This window comes from Flavobacterium xinjiangense, from assembly GCF_900142885.1.
Classification (GTDB): Bacteria; Bacteroidota; Bacteroidia; order Flavobacteriales; family Flavobacteriaceae; genus Flavobacterium; species Flavobacterium xinjiangense.
The window spans coordinates 1-26,154 of sequence record NZ_FRCL01000005.1; the positions used below are offsets into that span (position 1 = coordinate 1).

17 protein-coding genes are annotated in these 26,154 nt (G+C 33.3%); 10 read left to right on the top strand and 7 right to left on the bottom strand.

The genetic code is table 11. From position 1 onward, the window contains the following. Positions 1-113: 113 nt before the first annotated feature. Together BUC23_RS07260 and BUC23_RS07265 are read right to left on the bottom strand one after the other, a co-directional pair. On the bottom strand, positions 114-404 hold the full coding sequence (locus BUC23_RS07260; RefSeq protein ID WP_073207749.1) for a GIY-YIG nuclease family protein: 291 nt from the start codon (positions 402-404) through the stop codon (positions 114-116). A 381-nt stretch (positions 405-785) separates the two neighbouring features. After that, positions 786-1,358, bottom strand: coding sequence for a DUF1543 domain-containing protein (locus BUC23_RS07265; RefSeq protein ID WP_073207752.1), 573 nt, complete (start codon positions 1,356-1,358; stop codon positions 786-788). A gap of 86 nt (positions 1,359-1,444) precedes the next feature. Between BUC23_RS07265 and BUC23_RS07270 the strand changes: the two genes are divergently transcribed. Then, on the top strand, positions 1,445-1,951 hold the full coding sequence (locus BUC23_RS07270; RefSeq protein WP_073207757.1) for a hypothetical protein: 507 nt from the start codon (positions 1,445-1,447) through the stop codon (positions 1,949-1,951). Between the two features lie 76 nt (positions 1,952-2,027). Here the strand turns inward: BUC23_RS07270 and BUC23_RS07275 are convergent, their stop codons facing one another. Then, complete coding sequence (locus BUC23_RS07275) at positions 2,028-2,993, bottom strand: TerC family protein (protein WP_073207759.1); 966 nt, start codon at positions 2,991-2,993, stop codon at positions 2,028-2,030. Between the two features lie 176 nt (positions 2,994-3,169). Further along, positions 3,170-4,204 (bottom strand): glutamine synthetase beta-grasp domain-containing protein, encoded by a 1,035-nt coding sequence (locus BUC23_RS07280; protein ID WP_073207762.1) that lies wholly within the window; start codon positions 4,202-4,204, stop codon positions 3,170-3,172. A 264-nt stretch (positions 4,205-4,468) separates the two neighbouring features. Between BUC23_RS07280 and BUC23_RS07285 the strand changes: the two genes are divergently transcribed. Further along, positions 4,469-6,658 (top strand): glutamine synthetase III family protein, encoded by a 2,190-nt coding sequence (locus tag BUC23_RS07285; RefSeq protein WP_073207765.1) that lies wholly within the window; start codon positions 4,469-4,471, stop codon positions 6,656-6,658. 376 nt (positions 6,659-7,034) lie between these two features. On the opposite strand, the gene BUC23_RS07290 is transcribed toward BUC23_RS07285, so the two are convergent. Further along, positions 7,035-8,153: a GTP cyclohydrolase gene (locus BUC23_RS07290; protein ID WP_073207769.1), complete on the bottom strand. Its 1,119-nt coding sequence runs from the start codon at positions 8,151-8,153 to the stop codon at positions 7,035-7,037. A 9-nt stretch (positions 8,154-8,162) separates the two neighbouring features. After that, the gene (locus BUC23_RS07295) at positions 8,163-9,128 is read right to left on the bottom strand and encodes a transporter (RefSeq protein ID WP_073207772.1); all 966 of its coding nucleotides are present in this window, start codon (positions 9,126-9,128) and stop codon (positions 8,163-8,165) included. Positions 9,129-9,252: 124 nt separating this feature from the next. Here BUC23_RS07295 and BUC23_RS07300 point away from each other — a divergent pair, with 124 nt between their 5' ends. From BUC23_RS07300 to BUC23_RS07320, 5 genes are all read left to right on the top strand, one after another. Next, on the top strand, positions 9,253-9,534 hold the full coding sequence (locus BUC23_RS07300; protein WP_073208417.1) for a DUF4834 family protein: 282 nt from the start codon (positions 9,253-9,255) through the stop codon (positions 9,532-9,534). Positions 9,535-9,628: 94 nt separating this feature from the next. Further along, entirely contained in the window at positions 9,629-12,073 is a 2,445-nt protein-coding gene (locus tag BUC23_RS07305; RefSeq protein ID WP_073207775.1) for a YfhO family protein, read from the top strand. Positions 12,074-12,150: 77 nt separating this feature from the next. Beyond that, the gene (locus tag BUC23_RS07310) at positions 12,151-13,440 is read left to right on the top strand and encodes a glycosyltransferase family 4 protein (RefSeq protein WP_073207779.1); all 1,290 of its coding nucleotides are present in this window, start codon (positions 12,151-12,153) and stop codon (positions 13,438-13,440) included. Positions 13,441-13,481: 41 nt separating this feature from the next. Next, positions 13,482-14,948, top strand: coding sequence for an oligosaccharide flippase family protein (locus tag BUC23_RS07315; protein WP_073207782.1), 1,467 nt, complete (start codon positions 13,482-13,484; stop codon positions 14,946-14,948). Positions 14,949-15,270: 322 nt separating this feature from the next. Further along, on the top strand, positions 15,271-15,570 hold the full coding sequence (locus tag BUC23_RS07320) for a hypothetical protein (protein ID WP_073207785.1): 300 nt from the start codon (positions 15,271-15,273) through the stop codon (positions 15,568-15,570). Positions 15,571-15,575: 5 nt separating this feature from the next. On the opposite strand, the gene uvrA is transcribed toward BUC23_RS07320, so the two are convergent. Then, positions 15,576-18,371 (bottom strand): excinuclease ABC subunit UvrA, encoded by a 2,796-nt coding sequence (gene uvrA, locus BUC23_RS07325; protein WP_073208420.1) that lies wholly within the window; start codon positions 18,369-18,371, stop codon positions 15,576-15,578. A gap of 325 nt (positions 18,372-18,696) precedes the next feature. Between uvrA and BUC23_RS07330 the strand changes: the two genes are divergently transcribed. From BUC23_RS07330 to BUC23_RS07340, 3 genes are all read left to right on the top strand, one after another. Then, positions 18,697-21,381 carry a helix-turn-helix and ligand-binding sensor domain-containing protein gene (locus BUC23_RS07330; RefSeq protein ID WP_456236308.1) on the top strand — a complete coding sequence of 895 codons (2,685 nt, stop codon included), beginning with the start codon at positions 18,697-18,699 and terminating at the stop codon, positions 21,379-21,381. Positions 21,382-21,618: 237 nt separating this feature from the next. After that, entirely contained in the window at positions 21,619-24,663 is a 3,045-nt protein-coding gene (locus tag BUC23_RS07335; RefSeq protein ID WP_073207792.1) for a SusC/RagA family TonB-linked outer membrane protein, read from the top strand. Between the two features lie 11 nt (positions 24,664-24,674). After that, complete coding sequence (locus tag BUC23_RS07340; protein ID WP_073207794.1) at positions 24,675-26,153, top strand: RagB/SusD family nutrient uptake outer membrane protein; 1,479 nt, start codon at positions 24,675-24,677, stop codon at positions 26,151-26,153. Position 26,154 lies beyond the last annotated feature (1 nt).

The window sequence follows — 26,154 nt, forward strand, 5'->3', positions numbered from 1 at the left end:
TTGCGAAGTATCGAGAAGGGTAGTGTGCCTGATGCTTCTCGATACAATTTTACAATTTTAAAACTAGCGTTTGAATTTTGTAAAATCACTCGAAGTGACGACGGTGGTGATTATCATTTAAACTTTTTCTTTGCTAAATTTGGTATTGCATCATATTCATCATTTATTAACGCTTCTTTTTTAGCTTGAGACCATTTTTTAATTTGTTTTTCTTTTTCTATTGCTAAAGTTATGTCGGTAAACTCACAATAAAAGACCAATTCAATAGGTCTTCTTTTAAAAGTATAACAATCGGGATAAAATCCTATTTGATGTTGAAATACCCTTTGTTCCAGATTACTAGTTACACCGGTATAATAGGTTTTATCGGAGCATTTGATTATATAGACGTAAGATTGTTTCATGTAACGAATATAATAATTTTTCGCCAGTTCGTTTCGTCAGTTCCTCCCGTCAGTTCGAGTTAAGCAAAGGCTTGCGATAGAAAGTCTTTGCGAAGTATCGAGAACGGTCGTGCAGTTAAATGCTTCTCGATACAATTATGCGTTATTAAAACTATCGTTTGAATAACACATAATCACTCGAAGTGACGGCGGCTGTTGTTATGTTTCAAAGTCGTCAGTTCGAGTTAAGCAATGATTTGCGATAGAAAATCATTGTGAAGTATCGAGAACGGTTTTGTGCCTGATGCTTCTCGATACAATTTCACATTATTAAAGCTAGCGTTTTAATAAAGTGAAATCACGCGAAGTGAAGGAAGTTGTTGCCAATTTGATGTATTATCATCAATCGGTTATTTTATTTAGTTTCAAATACCCAATATGCAATTCATCTTCTTTTAAATCAATTTCAGATTTGGTGATTTTTAAGGAATACTGTTCTTTAATTAGCGCAGGCAATATATCAGATACCTTATAAATATCATCCACATCAATCCCGTATTTGTCGTCGATGTGGGAAGGGGCTCCCTTGAAACCGCAATGTTTGTAAAAAGTGGATCTTCTAGCTTTTTTGGAAGCCAAAGCCATACTTTCGGCAACAGTCAGGATTTTATAATGGTATTCTTCAAATTCATTTTCTTTATACCCGCCCAAATTGATGAAAAACAATTTTTCTGATGAAGTATTTTCAATCTCATCTTTTGCAATAATTTCAATTGAAAAATTTTCTACTGCGCAAACTTCTCGCCAGGCATCAATATGAATTTTTCCTTTGGCTTCAGGCCAAAAAGCTTTCATCTGCGGGATCAAATTTTTCAAGGAAGTTCCAATTCCAAAAAAAATATCGTGCTGTTCTGTAAGTCGGCCTTTCGGCGTGCAGCCTAGCATTACCATGTATAATTTTAGTTTTTCTTGCATCTTTCAAAGCTACATTTTTTTTGAAAATAAACTTTGGCACAGTTCATGAATGTATAAAAAAAATAAACCATTAAAATATTTAAATCATGAAAAAGATAATTACCTTTTTGGCCATTGCAGGATTATTCACCTTGCAATCTTGTACTACTTCTGGCAGTTTTGAAATTGATCCTCTTCCAGTTGCGACAAGCGAAGTATTTGAAGTAAACGCTTCATTTAATTCAACTAATAATTATAGTCGATTGGTAACTTTAAATCCGCGCATATATTCTTCGGATGTGGTTTTAGTGTACCGCTTGACAGGTATAACACCACAAGGAAGTGACATTTGGAAATTGTTACCGGAAACTCATTATTTTGCTGATGGAACATTAGACTTTGGTTTTGACTATGATTATACCACTACTGATGTAAGTATTTTTATGATAGGTAATAATTTGCAAACGGTTTCTACGGATTATAGATTGAATCAGGTTTTAAGGATAGTAATTACTCCAGCTGGTTTTTCTACAGCGATAGATAAAAATAACATAAACGCAGTAATGTCGGCTTTGAATGTTGATAAAAGCCAAATTAAAAAAATAGATTTGTAGTTTACATTTTTAATAAAAAAAGGGAATCGAAAGATTCCCTTTTTTTATGCTTCTTAGTTAGTGAAATTAAAAAAGTTTAGAACTCATTATCTTCCTCATTAATTTCCTCTTTGTTGATTTTCAAGGATACTATGATTCCTGCTACTAGCGAAACCGCAATAAAAGCAAGTGATACCCATTCCGGCAATTCGATAAAATCATGTAGTAACATTTTTAGACCTACAAAACTTAAAATAGCAATAAGGCTATATTCTAAATAGCTGAATCTTTCCAACATATTAGCTAAAAAGAAATACATGGAGCGCAAACCTAATATCGCAAAAATATTAGAACTAAAAACTAAAAAAGGATCACTGGTTATTGCTAAAATTGCTGGAACACTATCGAGTGCAAATACCACATCCATTACTTCGATAACCACCAATGCTACAAAAAGTGGGGTCGCAGCAGTAATATGTCGTCTTTTTACAAAAAAATGTTCTTTGTCTATATGATTGGAAACTGGAACAATTTTCTTTAAACTTTTATAAACGAATGATTTTTTAGGTTCAAATTTTTCATCTTCATTGTCAAACAGCATTCTCATTGCCGTATAAATTAAAAATGCACCAAAAAGGTAAGTTGTCCATGCAAATTTATTGATCAACAAAACGCCAAAATAAATCATGGCTCCTCTAAAAATGATTGCTCCCAATATTCCCCAAAACAAAACCCGGTGTTGGTATTTTTTTGGTATTTTAAAAGCGGAGAATATAACAGCGATAACAAATATATTATCTACACTCAGCGATAATTCAATAAGATAGCCAGTGATGAATTTTATAGCTGCCGTTGCCGGTTTCAAATGATCTGGATTTGCAATATAATTTGTACCGTAAAGCCAGTAAATAACTCCAGAAAACATAAAAGATAAAGCTACCCAAACAGCAGTCCATTTTCCTGCTTCTTTAGAACTAATAATATGTGGCGTTTTATTGAAAACGCCTAAGTCGAGCGCAAGAAATAACAGAATAGCAATTAAGAATAATATCCAGACAATCATAAATTAAGTTATTTATTAATGGTTGAACAAAGATACTTTTTGATTTTTAAGTTCGAACTTTATTTTAAACAAAGTTGGAGTTGGAAATTCGTTATTGACTATTTCTAAAAAAAAAGTGCCTTCATTTGCGAAGACACTTTTAAAATATAAACAAATTAAGTTTTGAAAAAGAAAACTTATGCTAAAACAGAATCTTCAATTAAAACAGATTTTACAGTTTTTACAATTCTTGCAGCAATTTTGTATGGATCGCCGTTAGATGCAGGTCTTCTGTCTTCTAACCATCCTTTCCATCCTTTTTGAACGGTAATTAACGGGATTCTGATTGAAGCTCCTCTATCAGAAATTCCATAAGAGAAATCATGGATAGAAGCAGTTTCGTGCTTACCTGTTAAACGTTGGTCATTATATGCTCCGTATACCGCAATGTGTTCTGCAGTTACTGGTCTAAATGCCTCACATATTTTTTCGTAAATTTCTTGAGAACCACATGTTCTTAATACTTCATTAGAGAAGTTAGCATGCATTCCTGATCCGTTCCAATCGGTATCGCCTAATGGTTTTGGGTGGTAATCAATATAGTAACCGTATTTTTCAGTCAAACGATCTAATAAATATCTGGCAATCCATATTTCGTCACCTGCTTTTTTAGCTCCTTGTGCGAATAATTGAAATTCCCATTGTCCACAAGCTACTTCTTGGTTAATTCCTTCAAAGTTAATTCCTGCAGCGATACATAAATCAGCATGTTCTTCTACTAAACTTCTTCCGTGTGTGTTTTTACCACCTACTGAACAGTAGTACATACCTTGTGGGGCAGGGTAGCCACCTATTGGAAATCCTAAAGGCAATAAAGTTTTAGTATCCATAATAAAATATTCTTGTTCGAAACCAAACCAGAAATCACCATCATCATCAATAGTAGCTCTACCATTAGAAGGGTGAGCAGTACCATCAGCATTCATAACTTCAGTCATAACTAAATATCCATTGATACGCGTTGGATCAGGATATATAGCAACAGGAACTAATAGGCAATCAGATGAACCACCTTCTGCTTGTTTTGTAGATGAACCGTCAAAAGACCACTTTCCTATTTCTTCTATAGTACCTTTAAAATTTTCGTGTTCTTCAACTTTGGTTTTACTTCTTAAGTTTTGAGTTGGTTCATATCCGTCTAACCAAATGTACTCTAATTTTATCTTAGCCATAATAGTATAAATTATTTCGTTTTTCTTATTTGTTGGCAAATATAAAATAAATTATTTAGGAGGGAAAATTAGGGGGTGTTTTTCGTTATGGTATATGTTATTTTTCACATAAGTGTATTTTAGCGGGGGGTAAAAATTCAAAATGATAATTTTAAATAGGAATAAAAACTAATTTCACAATTGCAATAAGCAGGATTTTTGTTTAATATTGATTATATTTGTCTGTTTTATTAAATCTATTATAATAACTTAAAAATTGTAAACATGTCAACATTACGTTTTCAAGCTTTGAGAGAAGCATCGAACAGAAAACCTGTTCATTTTGAAGAAACTGATAGAAAATCAACTCTTTTTGGTTCAAATGTTTTTAATGATAAAGCAATGAAGCAATTTCTAACTTCTGACGCTTTCAAAGGAGTGCAAGGAGCTGTTCAATATGGAACTAAAATAGACAGAAAATTAGCTGATTATATTGCAATGGGTATGAAGGAGTGGGCCTTGTCTAAAGGAGTTACTCATTATACGCACTGGTTTCAGCCGCTTACAGGAACAACAGCTGAAAAACATGATGCGTTCTTTGAAACATCGTATGACGGTAGTGATCCGGTAGAAAAATTTGGAGGTGCGCAATTAGTACAGCAAGAACCAGATGCTTCCAGTTTTCCAAATGGTGGAATCAGAAACACATTTGAAGCAAGAGGGTATACCGCTTGGGATCCAACATCTCCAGCATTCATATATGGAACTACATTATGTATTCCAACCGTTTTTATTTCTTACACAGGAGAAGCATTAGATAATAAAATTCCATTATTGAGAGCATTATCTGCAATGGATACTGCTGCAACTGAAGTCTGTAAATATTTTGACAAAAATGTTAAGAAAGTAACAGCAACTTTAGGGTGGGAGCAAGAATATTTCTTAATCGATAAATCATTAGCTGACTCTCGTCCGGATCTTATCATGACTGGAAGAACTTTACTGGGACACACCTCTGCAAAAGGGCAACAATTAGATGACCATTATTTTGGTTCTATTCCAACTCGTGCTTTAACGTACATGAGAGATTTAGAGCAAGAATGTATGTTGCTTGGAATACCAGTAAAAACGCGTCACAATGAAGTAGCTCCAAATCAATTTGAGTTGGCACCTATTTTTGAAGAAACAAATTTAGCGGTGGATCATAACTGTTTGTTGATGGATGTAATGCAAAAAGTGGCGGAACGTCATGATTTGAAAGTATTATTTCATGAAAAACCTTTCAAAGGAGTAAACGGTTCAGGAAAACACAACAACTGGTCATTAGCAACTGATACTGGAGTTAACTTGTTGAGTCCAAGTAAAACGCCAATGAGCAACTTACAATTTTTAACATTCTTTATTAACACTATTAAAGCGGTTAACGATTACGAAGCTTTACTTAGAGGTGCAATTGCAACGGCAAGTAATGACCACAGATTAGGGGCTAATGAAGCACCACCGGCAATTATATCTGTATTTATTGGAGAGCAATTGACTAAAGTATTGGCTGAATTAGAAGGTGTAACTGCCGGAAAATTATCACCTGAGGAAAAAACCGATTTAAAATTGAACGTAGTCGGAAAAATTCCAGATGTTCTTTTAGATAATACAGACAGAAACAGAACTTCGCCATTTGCTTTTACAGGAAATAAATTTGAATTCAGAGCGGTGGGTTCTTCGGCTAACTGTTCCAATTCAATGACCACTTTGAATACGATTGTTGCGAAACAATTGAAAGATTTCAAAATTGAAGTAGATGCATTAATTGAATCTAAAGACATGAAGAAAGATGACGCGATCTTCAATGTATTGAGAGAATATATCAAAGTTTCTAAAAATATCCTTTTCGAAGGAGACGGTTACAGCGACGCTTGGGAGATTGAAGCGGGTAAAAGAGGTTTAAGTAACTTCAAAACAACTCCTGAAGCATTAAAAGCCAGAGCTTCTAAACAGGCATTAGATTTGTTTTCTGAAATGGGTATCATGAACCACATTGAAGTTGAAGCACGTTACGAAATTGAATTGGAAGAGTACACAAAGAAAATCCAAATTGAAGGTAGAGTTTTAGGTGATATTTCTAAAAATCACGTAATTCCTACGGCAATTCGTTACCAAAATACTTTAATTGAAAACGTTAAAGGATTGAAAGATATTTTTGGAGCTGAATTTGAATCAATTGCAAAAGAGCAAATTGTTTTAATCAAAGAAATTTCCGGACATATTGAAGGAATCAATTCTAAAGTGGAAGAGATGACCAATGAAAGAAAGAAAGCAAACATTCTTACTGATGCTCAAGAAATGGCTGAAGCTTACTGTAATGCTGTGAAACCTTATTTTGAAGTAATTCGCGAGCACTGCGATAAACTTGAGTTATTAGTTGATAATGAGCTTTGGACATTAACGAAATACAGAGAATTGTTGTTTACAAAATAATATTTAAATCTCTTAAATTTTACACCCGATAGGTTTCGACTCTTATCGGGTTTTTTATACGGTTTTACTTTCTGCGATAATTAATTCGGATTCATACAATAAAGAATTGTCTTTCCGAAGAGCGAATAATTTTAGAAAGTAAATAATTCCAAATAAATAAAAATTTTGAATTACAAGGTTTGGGGTCGATTTTCAACAATAAAAAGGGCTTATGATTACACTCAAAAGGAAAAAAAAGGAGCAGAAAAATTTATTTCTGCTCCTTTTGTATTTGTAATTTATTCGTAAAAAAGACTTTTTCATTGGCCTCGCTGCGTCTGATGGATTTTTTTAGTTATTATATTAAATATCAATTTTTGTAAAGACAACTTTAAAACTATAATTCTTTACGAAACGTACACCTTCTTTTATGTACAACCGTATTAAAATGTTTCCACAAGTTAATACTGGCGGCATTATCTGCTAATTCGGGTGTTCTGAAGCAATTGATAATTCCTTTTTCTTTGAAAGTTTCGTAATATTCTTTAAAAATGATTGCCGTTACAGCTTTGTTTTGATATTCTGGAAGAACGCCAATAAGGTAGAAAAGCACATCCTTACTTTGTTTTTTTGCTTTTAGCAAATGAAGAAATCCAAAAGGGAATAATTTACCTTTTGCCTTTTGTATCGCCTCAGAAAAAGAGGGCATCACAATACTGAAAGCAACAATATTATGGTCTTTATCTTCGACAAATTTGATGAATTCAGGATTGATAAAACTAATATATTTTTTCTTGAAATATTCTTTTTCTGTATCGGAGATGGCTACAAAAGAAGAAAGAGATGCATAAGATTCATTGAATAAATCAAACATTTTATCCACATGAGGCATTACTTCTTTGGTTGTTTTGAAATTTAATGGAGATAATTGGTATCTTCTTTTTACCAATTCATTCGCTTTTTCAAAAAATTCCGGTTTTACATTTGAAAAAGGGAATTTACTTTCAATGTATTCTTTCTCTTTAACAAAACCCAACTGTTCAAAATGATTAGCATAATAGGGATGATTGTACCACGTAATCATGGTGCCTATTTCGTCAAAACCTTCGGTTAAGATACCAACTTTATCCAAGTTAGAAAATCCCATTGGCCCTTCAACGTGTTCTAAATTATTTTTTCGACCTAATTCATAGACTTTGTCAAGCAATGCTTTTGTCACTTCAATATCATCGATAACATCAAACCAACCGAAACGGACTTTCTTTTTTTGTTGGTCATTTACTTCCTTCCAATTAATGATAGCAGCAATCCGTCCAACAATTTTATTGTCTTTGTAAGCAATATAAAAGTAGGCTTCGGCATTTTCGAAAGCAGGGTTTTTTGTTTTGTCAAAACTTTCGAGTTCATCTGCGATTAATGGAGGAACCCAGTTTTTATTGTTTTTATATAAAGAAAAAGGGAATTTGATGAAATTCGTTAATTCAGTTTTTGTTTTAGCTTCTTTTATTGTAATCATTGTAGAATTTTATAGTGTATTTTCTATTTCGTCTTTGCGTTTTTTATTTTTCTTTTCTGCTTTTTTTACAGACTTAGATTTTTTGTTTCCGCCTTTGTCAAGGTCCATTCTTACTTCTTCATAATTGGTATCGTAGCGCCACGAAAAGCCAACGCCTCCATAAAGTACTGTTGGGGTATCCTTAAAATTGGTACTTATGGACGCATCGATTTGCATGTCTTTATTCAATAAATAAGCGGCTCCACCTCTAACAATAGCATCGCTGTAAAAATCACTCTTGAAGCCTTGATTTTCTATAAATCCAGACCATTTATCGTTAAATCCTTTTGTTAAAGTTAGTACGTAACCGTAACTTGGATAGTCAGTTGTTACGTAATCAGCAATGATATTGGTTACAAAAACCCATGTTCCGTCACCCAAATGATTTTGGGTAATCAACATGATTTTTGGAGAAATATTAGCATCTGGAGAAAAATAGTAAGGATTATCCGCCATGGTAAAATTGGCACCAGCAAATACAGAAACAGCAGGAATTAATTGGTGCCAGTTGAAAGCCTGATTTGCTTTCCAGCTGTATACATTTACTTTTTTTTCATAATTTTTGAATGGATCATAAATCAAATATTTTGCTCCCAAAACGGTTTGCTTTAGCGCTGATTTTTTGACACTGCTTAAAGGAGTTGTGAATGTCTCGTTTTGATATTGTAAATCGGCTACTAATTCTAATTTTTCAAGAAAGAAGCCATATCGTAACGTTAGATCCAGTCCAAAACCATTCGCATCATAATTCAGTAAACGATGATTTTCTTTTATTCCATAGATCCCTGTTTCAACTTGAATTACTTTTTTTCCAACAGCAAAAGCAGACATGGTCTCACCGGGTCTGTTGGAGTTGATTTGATCAGTGTGTTGGCCATATTGAACAAATGGAATCATAAAAATAGCAGCAGCAAGTATGATTTTGATTTTGAACATATTATTTTTTTGAGATTAAAAGTAATAACGCATTTCAAATGTACTATATTTTATTATTTATTTAAGAATGATATTTTAATTTTGAACGTTTGATTTCTTAATTTTGGCAAAAAATATTTTGATTATGCAAACAGCCTCTTTTACAGGTTTTATAGAAACCATCTTCTACATGATAGCTTTCTATTATATTTTTAAATTTTTGGCAAAATTATTTTTGCCTCTATTGGTGAAAAAAGTGGTGCAGAAAGCAGGAGAGAATTTTCAGAAACAGCAACAATACTCACAAGATAATTCTTGGAACAAAACGCAAAGCAAGAATGAAGTCATATATGATACTGCTAATTCTAAAAATCCTCGCGAAACCAAAAAAGTAGGAGATTATGTGGATTATGAAGAAATTGATTAAGTTTGCACCATATAGTTTGCTTGGTTGATAGAAATCTGAATTTTATGCGGGTTTTTGGAAATCAATCGTAAACTTTAAACTCTAAACTTTTTTAATGAAAATTCTTAATAAGTTCTATCCGCACGCCGCAGCCATCCTTGGTTTTGTACTCATTTCTCTTATTTATTTTTATCCTGTTTTACAAGGAAAACAAATTTTCCAATCGGATATTGTTCAATATACCGGAATGGCCAAAGAGCAAAACGATTTTAGAGCCTCAGATCACATAGAACCCTATTGGACAAACGCTGCTTTTGGTGGAATGCCTACGTATCAATTAGGGGCCAAATACCCGCACGATTATATTGGAATGATTGATGACGCATTGCGCTTTTTACCGCGTCCTGCCGATTATTTATTTTTATACTTCTTAGGCTTTTACGGACTGTTATTGGTCTTGAAGATTGATCCTCTGAAAGCCTTTTTTGGTGCTTTGGCTTTTGGTTTTTCTACTTATTTAATTGTAATTCTGGGTGTTGGTCATAATGCTAAAGCCCATGCGATTGCTTACATGCCGCTCGTTATTGCTGGTTTTATATTGGTTTTTCGAAAAAAATATGTTTTAGGTGGTTTAATCACCATGTTTGCTGTGGCATTAGAAGTTAATGCCAATCATTTCCAAATGACTTATTACCTGTTGATTTTCTTATTGATACTTTCTGGTTATTTTATTTATCAGGATGTCAAAGAAAAGCAGTATAAATCGATGCTTTACTCTTTTGGAGTTTTAGCAGTTGCAGGAATTTTTGCTATTGGAGCCAATGCTACGAATTTATTGGCAACAACTGAATATGCCAATTTTAGCATACGTGGAAAAAGCGAATTGACCTTCAATCCTGACGGATCAAAAATCATCGGTAACAGTGCCATGAGCAAAGAGTACATCACGGAATACAGTTACGGAATTGCCGAAAGTTTTAACCTTATTGCTCCAAGACTTTTTGGAGGTGGGAATAGTGAAAAACTTAATGAAGATTCAAGTGTTTACAAATATATATCACAATACATTACATCGCCTGCAGAAGCGTTACAATTTACAGAAAATTACGGATCTACTTATTGGGGGCAACAGCCTATAGTTGCAGCACCAGCTTATATTGGAGTTGTCGTTTTCTTTTTAAGTATTCTTGGATTATATCATGATAAAAGAAAAATTAAATATGTTTTTCTTACAGGAGCATTGTTTTCATTGATATTATCTTGGGGTAAAAACTTTTCTATTGTAACCGATTTTTTTATTGATTTTGTTCCAATGTATGATAAGTTTAGGGCAGTTTCTTCTATTCAGGTAATTTTAGAATTATGTTTTCCAGTTTTGGCGGTAATGGGATTGCAATCGTTTTTTACTCAAGATAAAGAACAACAATGGCCAAGTTTATGGAAAGCTTCAGCAACGGTCTTTGGATTGTTTATAGGTTTGTTTCTATTTAGAAATATGTTTGATTTTGTTGGACAAATGGATGCACAATTATTACAAATGTTCAGTCAAGGTCAAGATAAAGCTTTTGGGATTGGATTTATTGATGCATTAAAAGAAGATAGAAAAAGTTTATATACAGCAGATTTGCTTCGCTCTTGTTTCTTTATTCTGCTTTCTGCGGGTATTTTATGGATGTATATAAAAAATAAATTAGCTAAAAATACCGCTGTTATTCTGGTGGGTATTTTAATGATTTTCGACTTGTTTTTTGTCGATAAAAAATATGTTTCGGGGAAGGATTTTGTGTCTAAACAACAAGTTGAAGTACCTTTTCAGGAAAGCCCTTCGGATACTCAAATTCTAAAAGACACTACAAATTATCGCGTTTTTGAAGTAAACGGTTTATTAAACGCCAGATCTTCGTATTTTCATAAATCTATCGGAGGATATAGCGCGGTGCGACCTCGAAGAATGCAGCAATTATTCGATTACCAAATTGCCAAAAACAATATGGAAATCCTAAATATGTTGGATGTGAAGTATGTAATTCAAACAGATAAAGAAGGAAAAGAATTTCCAACGTCGAATCCTAATGCCAATGGTAACGCATGGTTTGTGAGCCAAGTAAAATTAGTGAATTCTGCTGATGAAGAAATGAAAGCTTTGGATAGTTTAGATTCTAAAAATTTGGCGATCGTAAATAGCAAAGACTTTGAAATTAAAAATAAGGCTTTCGCCAAAGACAGTTCGGCTACAATAACTTTGGATTCATACAAACCCAATCATTTAAAGTACACTTCAAATAATGCTAATGAAGGCTTTGCTGTTTTCTCTGAAATGTATTATGGAAAAGGATGGAATGCTTTTATCGATGGAAAAAAGGTAGATCACATTCGTGTGGATTATGTTTTAAGAGGGTTGCAAATTCCAGCAGGAAAACATGCTATAGAATTCAAGTTCGAGCCGCTAGTTATCAAAACAGGAAGTACGATTACTTTAATTAGTGTGGTTGGAATGTTATTGCTTTTAGTTGGAGGAATTTATTTTGAAAGGAAAAAAGGTTTAAAGCTTAAAGTTTAAAGTTTTTTGAATGTTGAATAATTAATGTTGAATTCTGAGGTTTCGAAACCTTAAACCTTAAACCTTAAACCTTAAACTTGGAACCAAAGAAAATCCTCATAATTACCTATTATTGGCCACCGGCAGGAGGTCCCGGTGTACAGCGTTGGCTCAAATTTGTGAAATATTTGCCTGATTTTGGAATTCAGCCTGTTGTGTACATTCCGGAGAATCCTACATATCCCATTGTTGATGAAAATTTGGTTAAAGAAGTTTCGGATAAGGCAATTATTTTGAAACAGAAGATTTTTGAACCCTATCAACTGGCTTCTTTTTTTTCGAAGAATAAAACCAAGAAAATTAGTTCTGGGATTATTCCAAATCAAAAAAAGCAATCTTTGCTGGATAAAACATTCCTTTGGATAAGAGGAAATTTGTTTATTCCAGATGCGCGTGTTTTCTGGGTGAAACCATCGGTTTCTTATTTAGAAAAATACGTAGTTGAAAACAATATTGATACTATTATCACTTCGGGGCCGCCACACAGTTTGCATCTCATTGGATTAGTATTAAAACAAAAATTAAATGTAAAATGGTTTGCTGATTTCCGTGATCCTTGGACAACGATTGGTTATCATAAATCATTGCGATTGTCTAATTATGCGGCCAAAAAACACAAAACGTTAGAGCATCAAGTTTTAAATACTGCTGACACAATTATCGTGACGAGTAAAACTACTAAAACAGAGTTTGAAGCGATTACACGCAAGCCCATTACGGTAATCACCAATGGTTACGATGATGAGAAAGTCGAAAAACAAATTTTGGATACGAAATTTAGTTTGGCGCACATTGGATCTTTTCTTTCTGAAAGAAATCCTAGTATATTATGGGAAAGTTTAGTCGAATTACTTAATGAAATTCCTGAATTTAAATCGCATTTGGAAATCAAATTGATTGGAGCTGTAAGCCAGGAAGTTTTAGAAACCATTTCGCAATTTAAACTAAATTCCTTTTTGAATAATCTGGGCTACGTTTCACATTCGGAAGCGATTGCGCATCAAAGAAAATCGCAAGTTTTGTTGCTTATTGAAATCGATTCTGAAGACACCAAAAGCATAATTCCAGGAAAACTATTCGAATATATGGTTTCTAACAGACCCATTATTGCTATTGGTCCAAAAGATTCTGATTTTGCCGAAATCATAACGACGACCAATACTGGCGTGTTCCTAGATTATTCTGAAAAAATGAGATTAAAAAGTGTAATTTTGGATTTTTACAATCAGTTTTTGCAGGGCAAACTTCAATCATACGGAGTTGGCTTACAGAAATATTCCAGAAAAAGCTTAACAGGAGAATTGGTTGGATTGCTTAACAAAATGTAAATTAAAAGTGAGATTACTTAGTATCTCGCAATGATAAAATAATGGGAATAGTATTAAATCAGTCCTTAAAGAATACCGTAATAACCTATATTGGATTTGGAATTGGCGGGATAAACACTATTTATTTGTATCCTGTTTTTCTTGGGGCAACTTTTTATGGTTTAACTAATTACGTAACTTCTTGCGCGAATGTGATTATGCCATTATTTGCTATTGGAATGCAAAACACGTTGGTAAAGTTTTATTCTCAATATCAAACTGAAGACGAAAAATCTCGTTTTTTATCCTTTACGGTTTTATTCCCTCTATTATTAATAATTCCAATGTTGTTCATTGGACTTTTCTTTTATGATGAAATTTTATTCTTTTTATCAAAAAAGAATGCCATTGTCAAAAGTTATATTTGGCTGATACCATTTATAGGACTATGTATGGCGTATTTTGAAATTTTTTATGCTTGGTTGCGAGTACACATGCATTCCGTTTTTGGTAATTTTATTAAGGAAGTAGGTTTGCGGTTGTTTTCTTTGTTTTTATTAATCGGAGTTTATTACAATTGGCTTTCTGTGGAAGGATTTGTATATGCAACAGCAGGATTGTATTTTTTAGCATTTTTGGTCACTATGTTCTATGCATTTAGTATCCAGAAACCGAGTTTTCAGTTCACGATACCTGCAAATACGAAAGAAATATTGACCTATACTTTTTATATTATTTTATCAGGAAGTGTTGCTAATTTACTTTTGGATGGAGATAAAATGATTCTTAATCAGTACATGCATATCGAAAATATTGCCTTTTATTCTGTTGCGACTTACATTGCATTAGTAATATCGGTTCCCAGCCGCGCTATGCATCAAATAGTTTATCCTATAACTGCACGATTAATGCACGAAAATAAGCAGGAAGAGCTAAATGATCTGTACAAAAAAACCTCTATCAATTTGCAAGTGGTAGGCGGTTTAGTAATGTTGGGTATTTTTGTTAATATCAATCAATTGTATGAAATGGTGCCCAAAGAATATAGTGGTGGTATTATGGTGGTTTTTATGATTGGAATCTCTAAGTATTTTGATTTAATTTTAGGTAATAATAATGCAATCATTTTCAATACAAAGTATTATCGAACGGTTTTGTTTTTGGGAGTGGGCTTAGTAGTGTTAACCGTCGGATTGAACATGATCTTTATCCCAATATATGGTATTATGGGCTCTGCTTTTGCAACTTTATTATCGATTACATTATATAGTCTTGCTAAATTACTTTTCGTTGTTAAGCGGTTGCATTTGTATCCTTTTACAAATCAAACTTTATATTCCATTGTGATTACTTTTATATTATTTCTACTGTTTTATTTCTGGGAGTTCCCGTTTCATCCTATTATTGCGATTGGAATGAAATCTATATTAGTGACCGTTTTATATGTGTACATCAATTATAGATTTGCTATCTCTATAGAAATAAACCAAGTCTTAGATTCTATTTTGAAGAGATTAAAAATAAAATAATTAAAATAAAATTACTGGCAGCATAAAAATGGGTGTTTGTTTTTCTTAAAAGCGAAAAATAGACACCCATTTTTCATCTTTTTTATTTCAAAAAGTGTGAATTATATAAATCTCTAAAACTATTATGTAATATTTAAGAATGATTTTAAAAATATATTTGTAACCTAATTTAATATCAGGATATTAGATTATTTAGACATAATTGAAAAATCACTAAAAGTGGGTATTGTATAAATTATATGTAACCCTTAATTTTGTAATTAATTATTTGTCTAAACTAGTTAAAAAGTAAAATTAATTAGCCACAATAAAAATAATAATTATGGTCATTTCACAAATTTCGAACGAAGATAATCTAAAAAAATATTCAAATATTATTGCTAATAAAATTAACAATGGGTTTGTAATTGAAGAAAGGAATGATAAATTACCATTTGCCGTTTTATCAAAAGATGCTAAAGCAGTAGATCATAGTTTCAATTTTCTAATATGCTGCGTTACCTTAGGATTGTGGACTATACCGTGGATATATCAGACTTATGTTTCTTCCAGAGAACAAAAGATTTTAGTTGCGATCGATGAGGATGGAAATACCTTTGAAGAAAATTGTTATTTTGGATAAGGTTTTTATATTTTTTCTTTAAGATATTTTGCGGTTACTGATTCCTTTATTTTTACAATTTGTTCAGGAGTTCCTACTGCCAATAATTTCCCTCCATTTTCCCCACCTTCTGGGCCTAAATCGATAATCCAATCTGCACATTTTATCAGATCAAGGTTGTGTTCAATTACAATTATTGAATGACCTTTTTCTATCAAAGCGTCAAATGAAGCTAATAGTTTCTTGATATCGTGAAAATGCAATCCAGTTGTAGGTTCGTCAAAAACAAAAAGTGCTTTATCCTTTGTCGCTCCTTTCACCAAGAAAGAAGCTAGTTTTATACGCTGTGCTTCTCCACCGGAAAGAGTAGAAGAGGATTGTCCTAGTTGCACATATCCCAAGCCAACATCCTGAAGCGGTTGCAATTTTTGAATGATTTTATTTTGTTTATGAGCTGTAAAAAACGCAATAGAATCATCAACAGTCATGGTTAGAATATCGTGAATGTTCTTGCCTTCAAAAGCAACTTCTAAAACTTCTTTCTTAAATCGTTTTCCATTGCAAGTTTCACAAGGCAATTGTACATCAGCCATAAAAACCATTTCTACATTTATAGAACCTTCTCCTTTACAGGTTTCACATCTTCCACCATCAACATTAAAAGAAAAATGTTTAGCCTGATAACCTCTTACTTTAGACAATTTTTCTTTGGCATATAATTCCCTGATGTCATCATAGGCCTTGATATAAGTAACTGGATTTGAACGAGAACTTCTCCCTATAGGATTTTGATCTACATATTCAATATGCTTAATTTGCGAAAATGAACCTGTCATTTCAGTAAATTGACCTGCTTTTTCACCCACATTCTCTAGCTTTTTTTGCATCGCAGGAAACAAAATTTTCTTGACAAGCGTACTTTTTCCGCTTCCTGAAACTCCTGTGATTACCGTTAATACATCCAGCGGAAAAGTAACATCTATATTTTGAAGATTGTTCTCTCTGGCACCTTTTATCTCGATAAAATTCTTGAAAGGTCTTCGTTTTTTTGGAACGGTAATTTCTAGATCACCATTTAAATATTTTGCTGTAAGTGAAGTCGATTTTAGGATTTCCTCATAGGTTCCCTGAGCAACTAAATGACCGCCTAAAGTTCCCGCTTCCGGGCCAATATCGATAATCATATCTGCTGCTGTCATGATATCTTCATCGTGTTCTACCACAATAACAGTATTGCCTAAATCACGAAGTGATAACAATACTTTTATCAAACGTTCCGTGTCTTTTGGGTGTAAACCAATACTTGGTTCGTCCAGGATATACATGGATCCCACTAAACTGCTTCCCAGTGAAGTGGCTAAATTGATGCGTTGTGATTCTCCTCCGGAAAGTGTAGCTGAATTTCTATTTAAAGTAAGATAATCCAATCCTACTTCTGTTAAAAAGGATAAGCGATTATTAATTTCCACCAATAAACGCTTAGCAATTTGCTTTTCGTAAACATCTAAATCAATGCTGTCAAAGAAACGAACTAGGTGTTTAATAGGTAAATCAACTAAATCAGAAACCGTTTTAGAATTAATTTTCACGTAGGAAGCCTCAATTCGAAGGCGTTTTCCCTTGCAGGAGTAGCATTTTGTCTTCCCTCTATAGCGAGAAAGCATCACTCGGTTTTGGATTTTATAATTTTTTTCTTCCAGTTCTTTAAAGAAACCATTTAGGCCTTGGAAATATTCATTTCCATTCCAAATCAATTCTTTTTGATCTTCTGATAATTGGTAGAATGGCTTGTGAATAGGGAAATCAAACTTGTAAGCGTTGTTAACTAATTCATCTCGAAACCAACTCATACTCTCGCCACGCCAAGGAAAAATAGCGTTTTCGAATACTGATAAAGTCGTGTTTGGGACAACTAATTCAGCGTCAATTCCTATTATATTTCCGTAACCTTCACAAACTGGGCAGGCACCATAAGGATTATTGAAACTAAATAGATGAACATTTGGTTCCAAGAAGGTAATGCCATCTAGTTCAAAATTATTGGAATAAGAATATCTTTTATCCGAATTTAATTCCTGCAAATGACAAATTCCCTTTCCTTCAAAAAAGGCAGTCTGTACCGCATCGGCAAGACGATTGTAGAACTCTTCTTCTCCCGAAGTTTCATGATTGACTACAATTCGGTCAATAATTAAAAAGATTTCTTTTTTGCCTAATGAGTCCGGTAAATCGTCTAGACGAACCATTTCATTATTAACTAAGATTCGGGCAAACCCCTGCTGCAAAAGTACTTTTAGTTTGTCTTCCACTTTTCTTCCTTCTTCCAGGTGAATAGGAGCGAGGAGTAGCCATTTGCTGTCTATTTCGAAGCTTTGTACTTCAGTGACAACATCAGTAACTGTGTTTTTTTTGACTTCCCTCCCAGAAACAGGTGAATACGTTCTACCAATTCTGGCAAACAACAGTTTTATATAATCGTAAATTTCAGTCGAAGTTCCTACTGTAGAGCGGGCATTAGTGGTGTTTACTTTTTGTTCGATTGCAATTGCTGGAGCAATTCCTTTGATATATTCAACTTTTGGTTTGTCTAATCTTCCAAGGAATTGTCGTGCATAGGATGATAAACTTTCTACATAACGGCGTTGCCCTTCTGCATACAAAGTATCAAAAGCTAAACTTGATTTTCCAGAACCCGAAAGCCCAGTTATAACCACTAATTTATTTCTGGGAATCGCAACATCTACATTCTTTAAGTTATGTACTTGTGCGCCTTTTATGATGATATTTTTCTTTGGATCTAAGGTAGAAAGGTCAACTTGCATAAAATCAATAATTTTCACAAAAGTAATCAATTTTCAACTGAGAAAAGGGATTGAACGAATCACAAATTTTATCTAATAAAAGCATTTTTATGAATATAAATAGCATCAAAATGATGATTTTTTAAATTGTATGGTTTAAATATTCGCTTTAAACATAAAAACAGTATTTTTAAGATTATTTTTGAAATAAATTAATATCTCTATTCAATTGAAAACGAAATTATATATTTTATTCATTTTACTGACTACTTCTCTTTTTTCTCAGGAGTTACCACCCATTGTAAAATATTCTCCAACCAATTACGGTGCAGGTAATCAAAACTGGATGATTTCACAAGATCAGCAGCACTATGTTTATTTTGCTAATAATGATGGTCTTTTAGAATTCAATGGTTCTACTTGGGAATTGTATGCTTCGCCAAACGAAACTATTGTTCGTTCTGTGAAAGTCATAGGTAACAACGTTTATACTGGAAGTTACATGGAATTTGGTTTTTGGAAAAGACAAGCCAATGGGAAATTGAAATATACTTCCTTGAGTAATACCATAAAAAGTAAAATTCTTGATGATGAGCAGTTCTGGAACATATTAAATTACGATCAATGGGTTATTTTTCAATCATTAAACAGAATTTACATTTATGATTCAAAAACAGGAAATTTCAAAATAATTGCAGCTAGCAATAGTATTACCAAGTCGTTTAGGACTAAGAACTCCATTTATTTTCAAACGATTAATGAAGGCCTTTTTGAAATTGAAAGCGGAAAAGGAAGATTAGTTTCGAATAATCCTGTGTTAAAAAACAACAGGATAGTCAATGTTTTTTCTATTGATGAAGGGCTGCTGATTCAAACTCAGTTAAACGGTTTCTACAAATTGGTAGGAAATGATTTGTCTAAATTTTCAACGGAGGCGGATTCTCAATTAAATGACAGCAGTGTTTATAGTAGTCAGTTGCTGTCTGATGGGAGTTACGCGCTGGGTACAATTTCTAACGGAATTTTTATTTTGACGAAGGAAGGAAAAATTAAATATCATATTTACCAGAGTAAAGGATTGAGCAACAATACCGCATTGTCCTTGTTTGAGGATGTTGATAAAAATCTGTGGGTTGGTTTGGACAACGGTATTAACTGCCTTAATCTTCAGTCTCCTATTCAAAATTTTGTAGATAACACAGGAAATTTAGGTACTATATACACCTCAAAGTTGTACAATGGGAAATTATATATAGGAACCAATCAAGGATTGTTTTGTAAAGAGTATCAGACGGATAATGAATTTAAATTTGTCAATGGCACAAAGGGCCAAGTTTGGTCTTTATTTGAATATGACGGAACTTTGTTTTGTGGCCATGACTCTGGAACATTTATTGTTGATGATGGGGCTGCAAGAAATATATTTCCGAAATCAGGGACCTGGAAATTTGAAACTGTCCCTAATCAAAAAGGCTTGTTGCTTCAAGGAAATTACTACGGAATTTCAGTATTGGAAAAAGTGGATAACCAGTGGCGTTTTAGAAATAAAATAAAAGGATTTGATTATTCCGCCAGATATCTGGAAATTACGAATTCGCTTGAAGTATATGTAAGCCATGAATACAAAGGAGTTTTTAGATTGCAACTAGATAATAAGTTGCTAAAGACGGGTGGTTTTACAACTTATGTAACCCCACAAAAAGGGAAAAATGCGAGCTTAACAAAGTTTAATAATGCAATTTATTATGCTTATAAAGAAGGTATTTTTAAATTGAATGCAAAAACGAAACAATTTGAAAAAGATAAATTGTTGAGTTCCGTTTTTGAAAAAGATGAATATACATCAGGGAAATTAATAGTTGATAATTCCAATAAAATCTGGTTATTCTCAAAAAATTATATTCATTATTTCTCCTTGAGTAAATTGAGTAATCAGCTTAAGCAAAATGTGATTCCAATTCCTGCGTCACTAACGAATTCTATGTTGGGATTTGAAAATATTTCTCAAATTTCAAATTCTGATTACCTGATTGGTACAACAGATGGGTATTATACAATGAATATTAATGACTTGAGTTTTAAAAATTACAATGTTTCAATATCTAATATTGCCACTAATAAGTTGAATGAAGCCTTAGAAAATAGATCTATTCAAGAGAATGGAAGTTTTAAATACGATGATAATAATATCACATTCAGTTATACAGTGCCTGAATATAATAAGTATATCAATGCTGAATATCAGTTTCTTTTAGAAGGATTTCAAGACGAATGGAGTGAATGGAGTGCAAAACCCACAGTGAATTTCAAAAATTTGCCTTCTGGCGACTATGCGTTTAAAGTAAGGGCAAAATTTGCCAATTCAAGTCTGGATAATACGGCAATATATTCGTTTAGCATACGTAAACCGTGGTACGCGACTACTTTGGCTATTTTTATTTATCTGATTTTGAGTCTCATTGTAATACGATTCATTCATAAAACATATAAAAGTTATTACCAGAAGCAAAAAGAAAAACTGATAGAAGAAAATAATCTTTTATTGGAAATTAAGGAGCTTGAAAATGAACAGGAGATAATGAGAGTGAGGAACGAACAGCTCTCGCAGGATGTTGACGCTAAAAGCAGAGAATTGGCTGTTTCTACGATGAGTCTGAATAGTAAAAATGAATTGTTGGCTTTTATAAAAGAGGATTTGAAAAAAACTACTGATGATGGAAACAGAAGTATAAAATCTGTAATATCTACTATCAATAAAAACATCACTGAGGACGATACTTGGAGCGTTTTTAAAGAAGCTTTTGACAATGCGGATAAAGACTTTTTGAAAAAAATTAAATTAGCACATCCGTTGTTAACACCAAATGACTTGAGATTATGCGCGTACCTTAGATTGAATCTTTCTTCTAAAGAAGTTGCTCCTTTATTAAATATTTCAGTACGTAGCGTAGAAATAAAAAGATACCGTTTACGCAAAAAAATGGATTTATCACACGAACAAGGCCTTGTTGAGTACATTTTGGCTGTATAGTTTTCGATTTATTCTGCTATAAAAACTATACATCACCACAACATTAACGTTAATGTTGTGGTTTTTTTTTGTTCTGCAAAATTTTGTCAATCTTAATTTCTTCTTAATTTCTTCATTTTTTTAAAGTATCCTGAATTAATTGTAGTTTTTTTTGAATTGTATGTTTTTTGTTGTGGTTCTTTTTCATTTATTATTAGGACTTACTTCTAAATTTATAATTCACAAAAAACATAAATTATGAAGTCAAACTATCTATTAATTATTTTTCTATTTCTCTCTGCTTTTGGGTATGCCCAAGGGTATGATATTGGAGGAGTTGTAAAAGAGACGGGTTCTGGTTTACCAATACCTAGCGTAAACATACAAATCAAAAACACAAATAAAGGAACAACATCTGACTTTGATGGTAGGTTCACCATAAAAGGAGTTTCATCAGGATCAACACTTGTTTTCTCTTATTTAGGATTTAAAAATTTTGAATATAAAGTTACTTCTACTACTATGAATCTTAGTATTTCATTACAACAGGATTCTAAAACTTTAGATGAAGTTGTTGTAATTGGTTACGGTAGTCAGAAAAAAAGACAAGTTACCGGTGCGGTTTCGGTTGTGGATAGCAAAACATTAGAAATTCTAAAACCGGTGAAAATTGAACAAGCCTTACAAGGAACTGTTTCTGGTGTCAATGTTACAACAACATCAGGTGCTCCTGGTGCAGCTTTGGATATACGTATTCGCGGAATTGCTACCAATGGTCAAAATGGACCTACAACAATTATAGATGGATATGTTGGTGAATTAGGGCTGTTAAACCCAAATGATGTAGAATCTATTACTGTTTTGAAAGATGCCCAGGCTGCTATATATGGAACTATAGGTGCAAACGGAATTATTTTGGTGACAACTAAAAGCGGTAAAAAGAATGCTAAAACAAAAATTTCTTTAAACACATATACGGGATTTCAAGAAACTTCGAGAACGCTGCCAACATTAAATGCAACAGAATACGCGTTGTTATTAAATGAAAGCTATGCTAATGGCGGAAAAGCACTTCCTTATCCAAATGTTAGTGGTTTAGGGAAAGGAACAAATTGGCAAAACGAAGTTTTTAAAACTGGTGTTCCAATAATAAGTCATGATTTGTCCATTTCAGGTGGATCGGATAAAGTTACTTATGCGGTAAGTGGTTCTCACTTGGATCAGGAAGGAATTATTGGCGGAGGTAAATCTGGTTTTTTAAGAAATACAGCAAGAGTATCTTTAGGAGCTGATTTATCAGAAAAGTTGAAATTAAAAACCAATGTTATTTATACTTATTTTAATAGAAAGTCATTAAATGAGAATGGATTAGCTTCCGTGCTTTTTAATGCGCTTAATATCCCTTCAACTTTAACTCCTTATAACAGTAATGGCGATTTTACATTGGCGCCCACGACTGGTTTAGGTATCGAAATTATAAATCCGTTAGCTCAGATTGCTAATACTTATAATGATTATAATTTCAAAAAACTAAACGGAAATTTTGGTTTAGATTATAAGCTTTTCAAAGATTTTGTTTTATCCAGTTCTATGGGTTTTAACACCTCTAATAGCAAATCTAGAAGTTTTGCAAAGCAAGTTAATTATGGAGGAAAAGTATTTGATGTCGCAAGAAGCTCTGTTTCTCAAAGCGCAATAAACGATAATGATTATTCTTTTGATATCTATGGTACATATACCAAAAAATTAGGCGAAGGGCATAATTTTGCTGCAACAATTGGAAATACCATATATAAACAATGGGGAAATGGTTTGTTTGCAACAGGCTACGATGTTCCTAATAACTCATGGGATTTTGCTGATATTTCTTTAACAACCGGAATTTTGAATGCTAAAACCAATGGTTCTTATAGTTATGACGAAAGAAGACTTTCTTATTTTGGAAGAGCACAATACGACTATAAAGGAAAATATCTTTTGTCTGCGATGATTAGACGTGATGCATCTACAAAATTTGGACCAGGAAATAAAATAGGTTATTTCCCCTCATTTACTGCAGGTTGGGTGATTTCTGATGAAGGATTTTATGGAGAATCTAAGTTTATTAATTTCATGAAATTGAGAGGAAGTTACGGGACTTTAGGAAATGACCAAATCCCTAATAATGGTTACATTTCTCAACTTACAGGAGAAGCAACTTATGTTTTTGATGGCGCTTTAGTTAATGGCTCAGCGTCAGGGCAAATTCCTAATCCAGATTTAAAATGGGAAGAGGCGAGAAAGTTTGATGTAGGTTTAGATTTGAAATTATTTAACGATAAGGTATCAATTGTATCGGATTATTTTATTGATACCAGAGCTGACCTGTTAATTCCAAATATTCCGGTTTCTGGAATCATTGGAATTAGTGCTCCTGGTGCAAGTGCACCTACGGTTAATGCAGGAACGGTTAGAAATTCAGGATTTGAATTTTCTATAGATTACAAAAATAAATTCTCTGATAATTTTTCAATGAGTGCGGCTTATAATGTGACTTTCCTTGAAAATAAAGTTTTAGAAGTTAACAATGGAACAGGATTTATTGAAGGAGGTTCTTTTGGCGTGGGCCAACCAGCTCCCTCAAGAATGGAAGTAGGGCAACCAATAGGTTATTTCTACGGCTATAAAACAGATGGAATTTTTCAAAATCAAGCAGAGATCGATGCACATCCTTCACAACTTGCATTAGGAGCTAATGCCGCTCCTGGTGATATTCGTTATGTAGATGTAAATGGAGATAATGTAATTGATGTTAAGGACAGAACAAATATTGGTGATCCAATTCCAAATGCAACGATGGGTTTCAACTTGCAATTGAATTATAAAAACCTTGATTTCTCTGCTTATACTTTTGCATCTGTTGGAAATGACATGGTACGAAATTATGAACGAGATGTTACAGATGCTAACCATTTTAGATATGTTTTGGACAGATGGACAGGTGAGGGGACAAGTAATTCAGTTCCTAGAGTAACAACAAGCTCAACTGCTAACACTGTTTTTTCTGATTACTTTGTGGAAGATGCATCTTATTTAAGAATCCAAAATATACAATTAGGATATTCATTGAATCCAAAATATGCTGAAAAAGCAGGATTAACTAAACTGAGATTATATGCTGGAGTAAACAACCTATACACCTTCACAAAATATAAAGGATATGATCCGGGAGCATCAAACGGAGCCCCTATCGGTGGCGGAATCGATTATGGTTTCTATCCTATTCCGAGAACCTACATGGTGGGTTTAAATATTAATTTTTAATTTATATTACAATGAAAAAGTATATACTTATAACTATAGCAACGATAGCCATTTTCTCGACAACGATTATTTCTTGTTCTGATGAATTTGTGAATCGTGACCCCGTTTATTCTGTGGGTTCTGAAAATTATTTTAATTCAAAAACGGATTATGATAATGCATTAATTGGAGCCTATGATTTGCTGCAATCGACTTTTGTAAATGTTTTGATGGGAGAAATTGCATCCGATAATACCCTTGCTGGGGGAGGTAACGCCACTGATGTTCCAGGTTATCAGCAAATTGACGATATGATTCATACACCGGTAAACGCGCAACTTAAAAGTTTGTGGGATTATATGTTTGCAGGAGTTCAACGATGCAATTACATCCTTGAATTTAAAGACAAAACGGATTTTGTAGGTAAAAATCAAGTGATTGCCGAAGCTCGTTTTCTAAGAGCCTACTACCATTTTGAATTGGTAAAATGGTTTGGAGGTATTCCTATGAATGGTGATAAGAGATTCGCTGTTGGAGACGAAAAATCAATTCCACGTTCTTCCGTTAGTGATGTCTATGCCTCAATCGAAGCAGATTTAATTTTTGCTAAAGATAATTTATCGCCTACAGCATCGCAAAAAGGAAGAGCGACTAAAGGGGCAGCTTTGGCATTACTAGGGAAAGCATATTTATACCAAAATAAATTTTCACAGGCAGCGACTACTCTCGAAAGTTTGATTTCAACTTCTTCTTATTCCTTAGTAACAGATTATAATTCAATATTTGAAGATGCAGGAGAAAATGGAGCTGAATCTGTTTTTGAAGTACAATACACGGATGTTGAAGGAGCCGGTTTTGGATGTTTCCAATGCAGCGAAGGTAATATTGCAGTAGGATTTAATGGACCAAGAGATTATACAGGGTCTTTATTTACATCTGGTTTTAGTTTTAATGTTCCAACGCAAAAAATCGTGAATGCTTTTGAAGCAGGTGATAGAAGAAAAGCAGTAGCAATTTTAGATATCGAAGCTTGGGCAGCAAGCACTGGAGCAACATTTAGCAAAGGCAATGAACATACCGGGTTTTTTAATAGAAAATACATTCCAAGAAAAAGAAGCGCCAATGCACAAGGAGATTTAAACCTGACAAATCCTAATAATTACAGAGCAATACGTTATGCCGATGTTTTATTGATGGCCGCAGAAGCCTACAGTAGAGGAGGAATTGACGATAGCAAAGCAAAAAACTATCTGAATCAAGTACGCCGACGTGCTTTTGGAGATTTAAACCATGATATTACGGCTTCTGGTCCTGCTTTAACTGATTTTATTTTGGCAGAAAGAAGAATAGAATTAGTTGGTGAAGGTCATCGTTTTTTCGATTTAGTAAGAACAGGAAAAGCGGCTCAAGAAATTGAAGGATTTAAAGCTGGGAAAAATGAATTATTCCCTATTCCAATCGAAGAAATTCAATTTGCAAACGGAAATTGGCAACAAAACCCTGGATATTAAA

Coding starts and splice junctions, on each gene's coding strand:
- BUC23_RS07260 (WP_073207749.1), bottom strand. CDS start 404: ATGAAACAATCTTACGTCTATATAATCAAATGCTCCGATAAAACCTAT.
- BUC23_RS07265 (WP_073207752.1), bottom strand. CDS start 1,358: ATGCAAGAAAAACTAAAATTATACATGGTAATGCTAGGCTGCACGCCG.
- BUC23_RS07270 (WP_073207757.1), top strand. CDS start 1,445: ATGAAAAAGATAATTACCTTTTTGGCCATTGCAGGATTATTCACCTTG.
- BUC23_RS07275 (WP_073207759.1), bottom strand. CDS start 2,993: ATGATTGTCTGGATATTATTCTTAATTGCTATTCTGTTATTTCTTGCG.
- BUC23_RS07280 (WP_073207762.1), bottom strand. CDS start 4,204: ATGGCTAAGATAAAATTAGAGTACATTTGGTTAGACGGATATGAACCA.
- BUC23_RS07285 (WP_073207765.1), top strand. CDS start 4,469: ATGTCAACATTACGTTTTCAAGCTTTGAGAGAAGCATCGAACAGAAAA.
- BUC23_RS07290 (WP_073207769.1), bottom strand. CDS start 8,153: ATGATTACAATAAAAGAAGCTAAAACAAAAACTGAATTAACGAATTTC.
- BUC23_RS07295 (WP_073207772.1), bottom strand. CDS start 9,128: ATGTTCAAAATCAAAATCATACTTGCTGCTGCTATTTTTATGATTCCA.
- BUC23_RS07300 (WP_073208417.1), top strand. CDS start 9,253: ATGCAAACAGCCTCTTTTACAGGTTTTATAGAAACCATCTTCTACATG.
- BUC23_RS07305 (WP_073207775.1), top strand. CDS start 9,629: ATGAAAATTCTTAATAAGTTCTATCCGCACGCCGCAGCCATCCTTGGT.
- BUC23_RS07315 (WP_073207782.1), top strand. CDS start 13,482: ATGGGAATAGTATTAAATCAGTCCTTAAAGAATACCGTAATAACCTAT.
- BUC23_RS07320 (WP_073207785.1), top strand. CDS start 15,271: ATGGTCATTTCACAAATTTCGAACGAAGATAATCTAAAAAAATATTCA.
- uvrA (WP_073208420.1), bottom strand. CDS start 18,371: ATGCAAGTTGACCTTTCTACCTTAGATCCAAAGAAAAATATCATCATA.
- BUC23_RS07330 (WP_456236308.1), top strand. CDS start 18,697: ATGATTTCACAAGATCAGCAGCACTATGTTTATTTTGCTAATAATGAT.
- BUC23_RS07335 (WP_073207792.1), top strand. CDS start 21,619: ATGAAGTCAAACTATCTATTAATTATTTTTCTATTTCTCTCTGCTTTT.
- BUC23_RS07340 (WP_073207794.1), top strand. CDS start 24,675: ATGAAAAAGTATATACTTATAACTATAGCAACGATAGCCATTTTCTCG.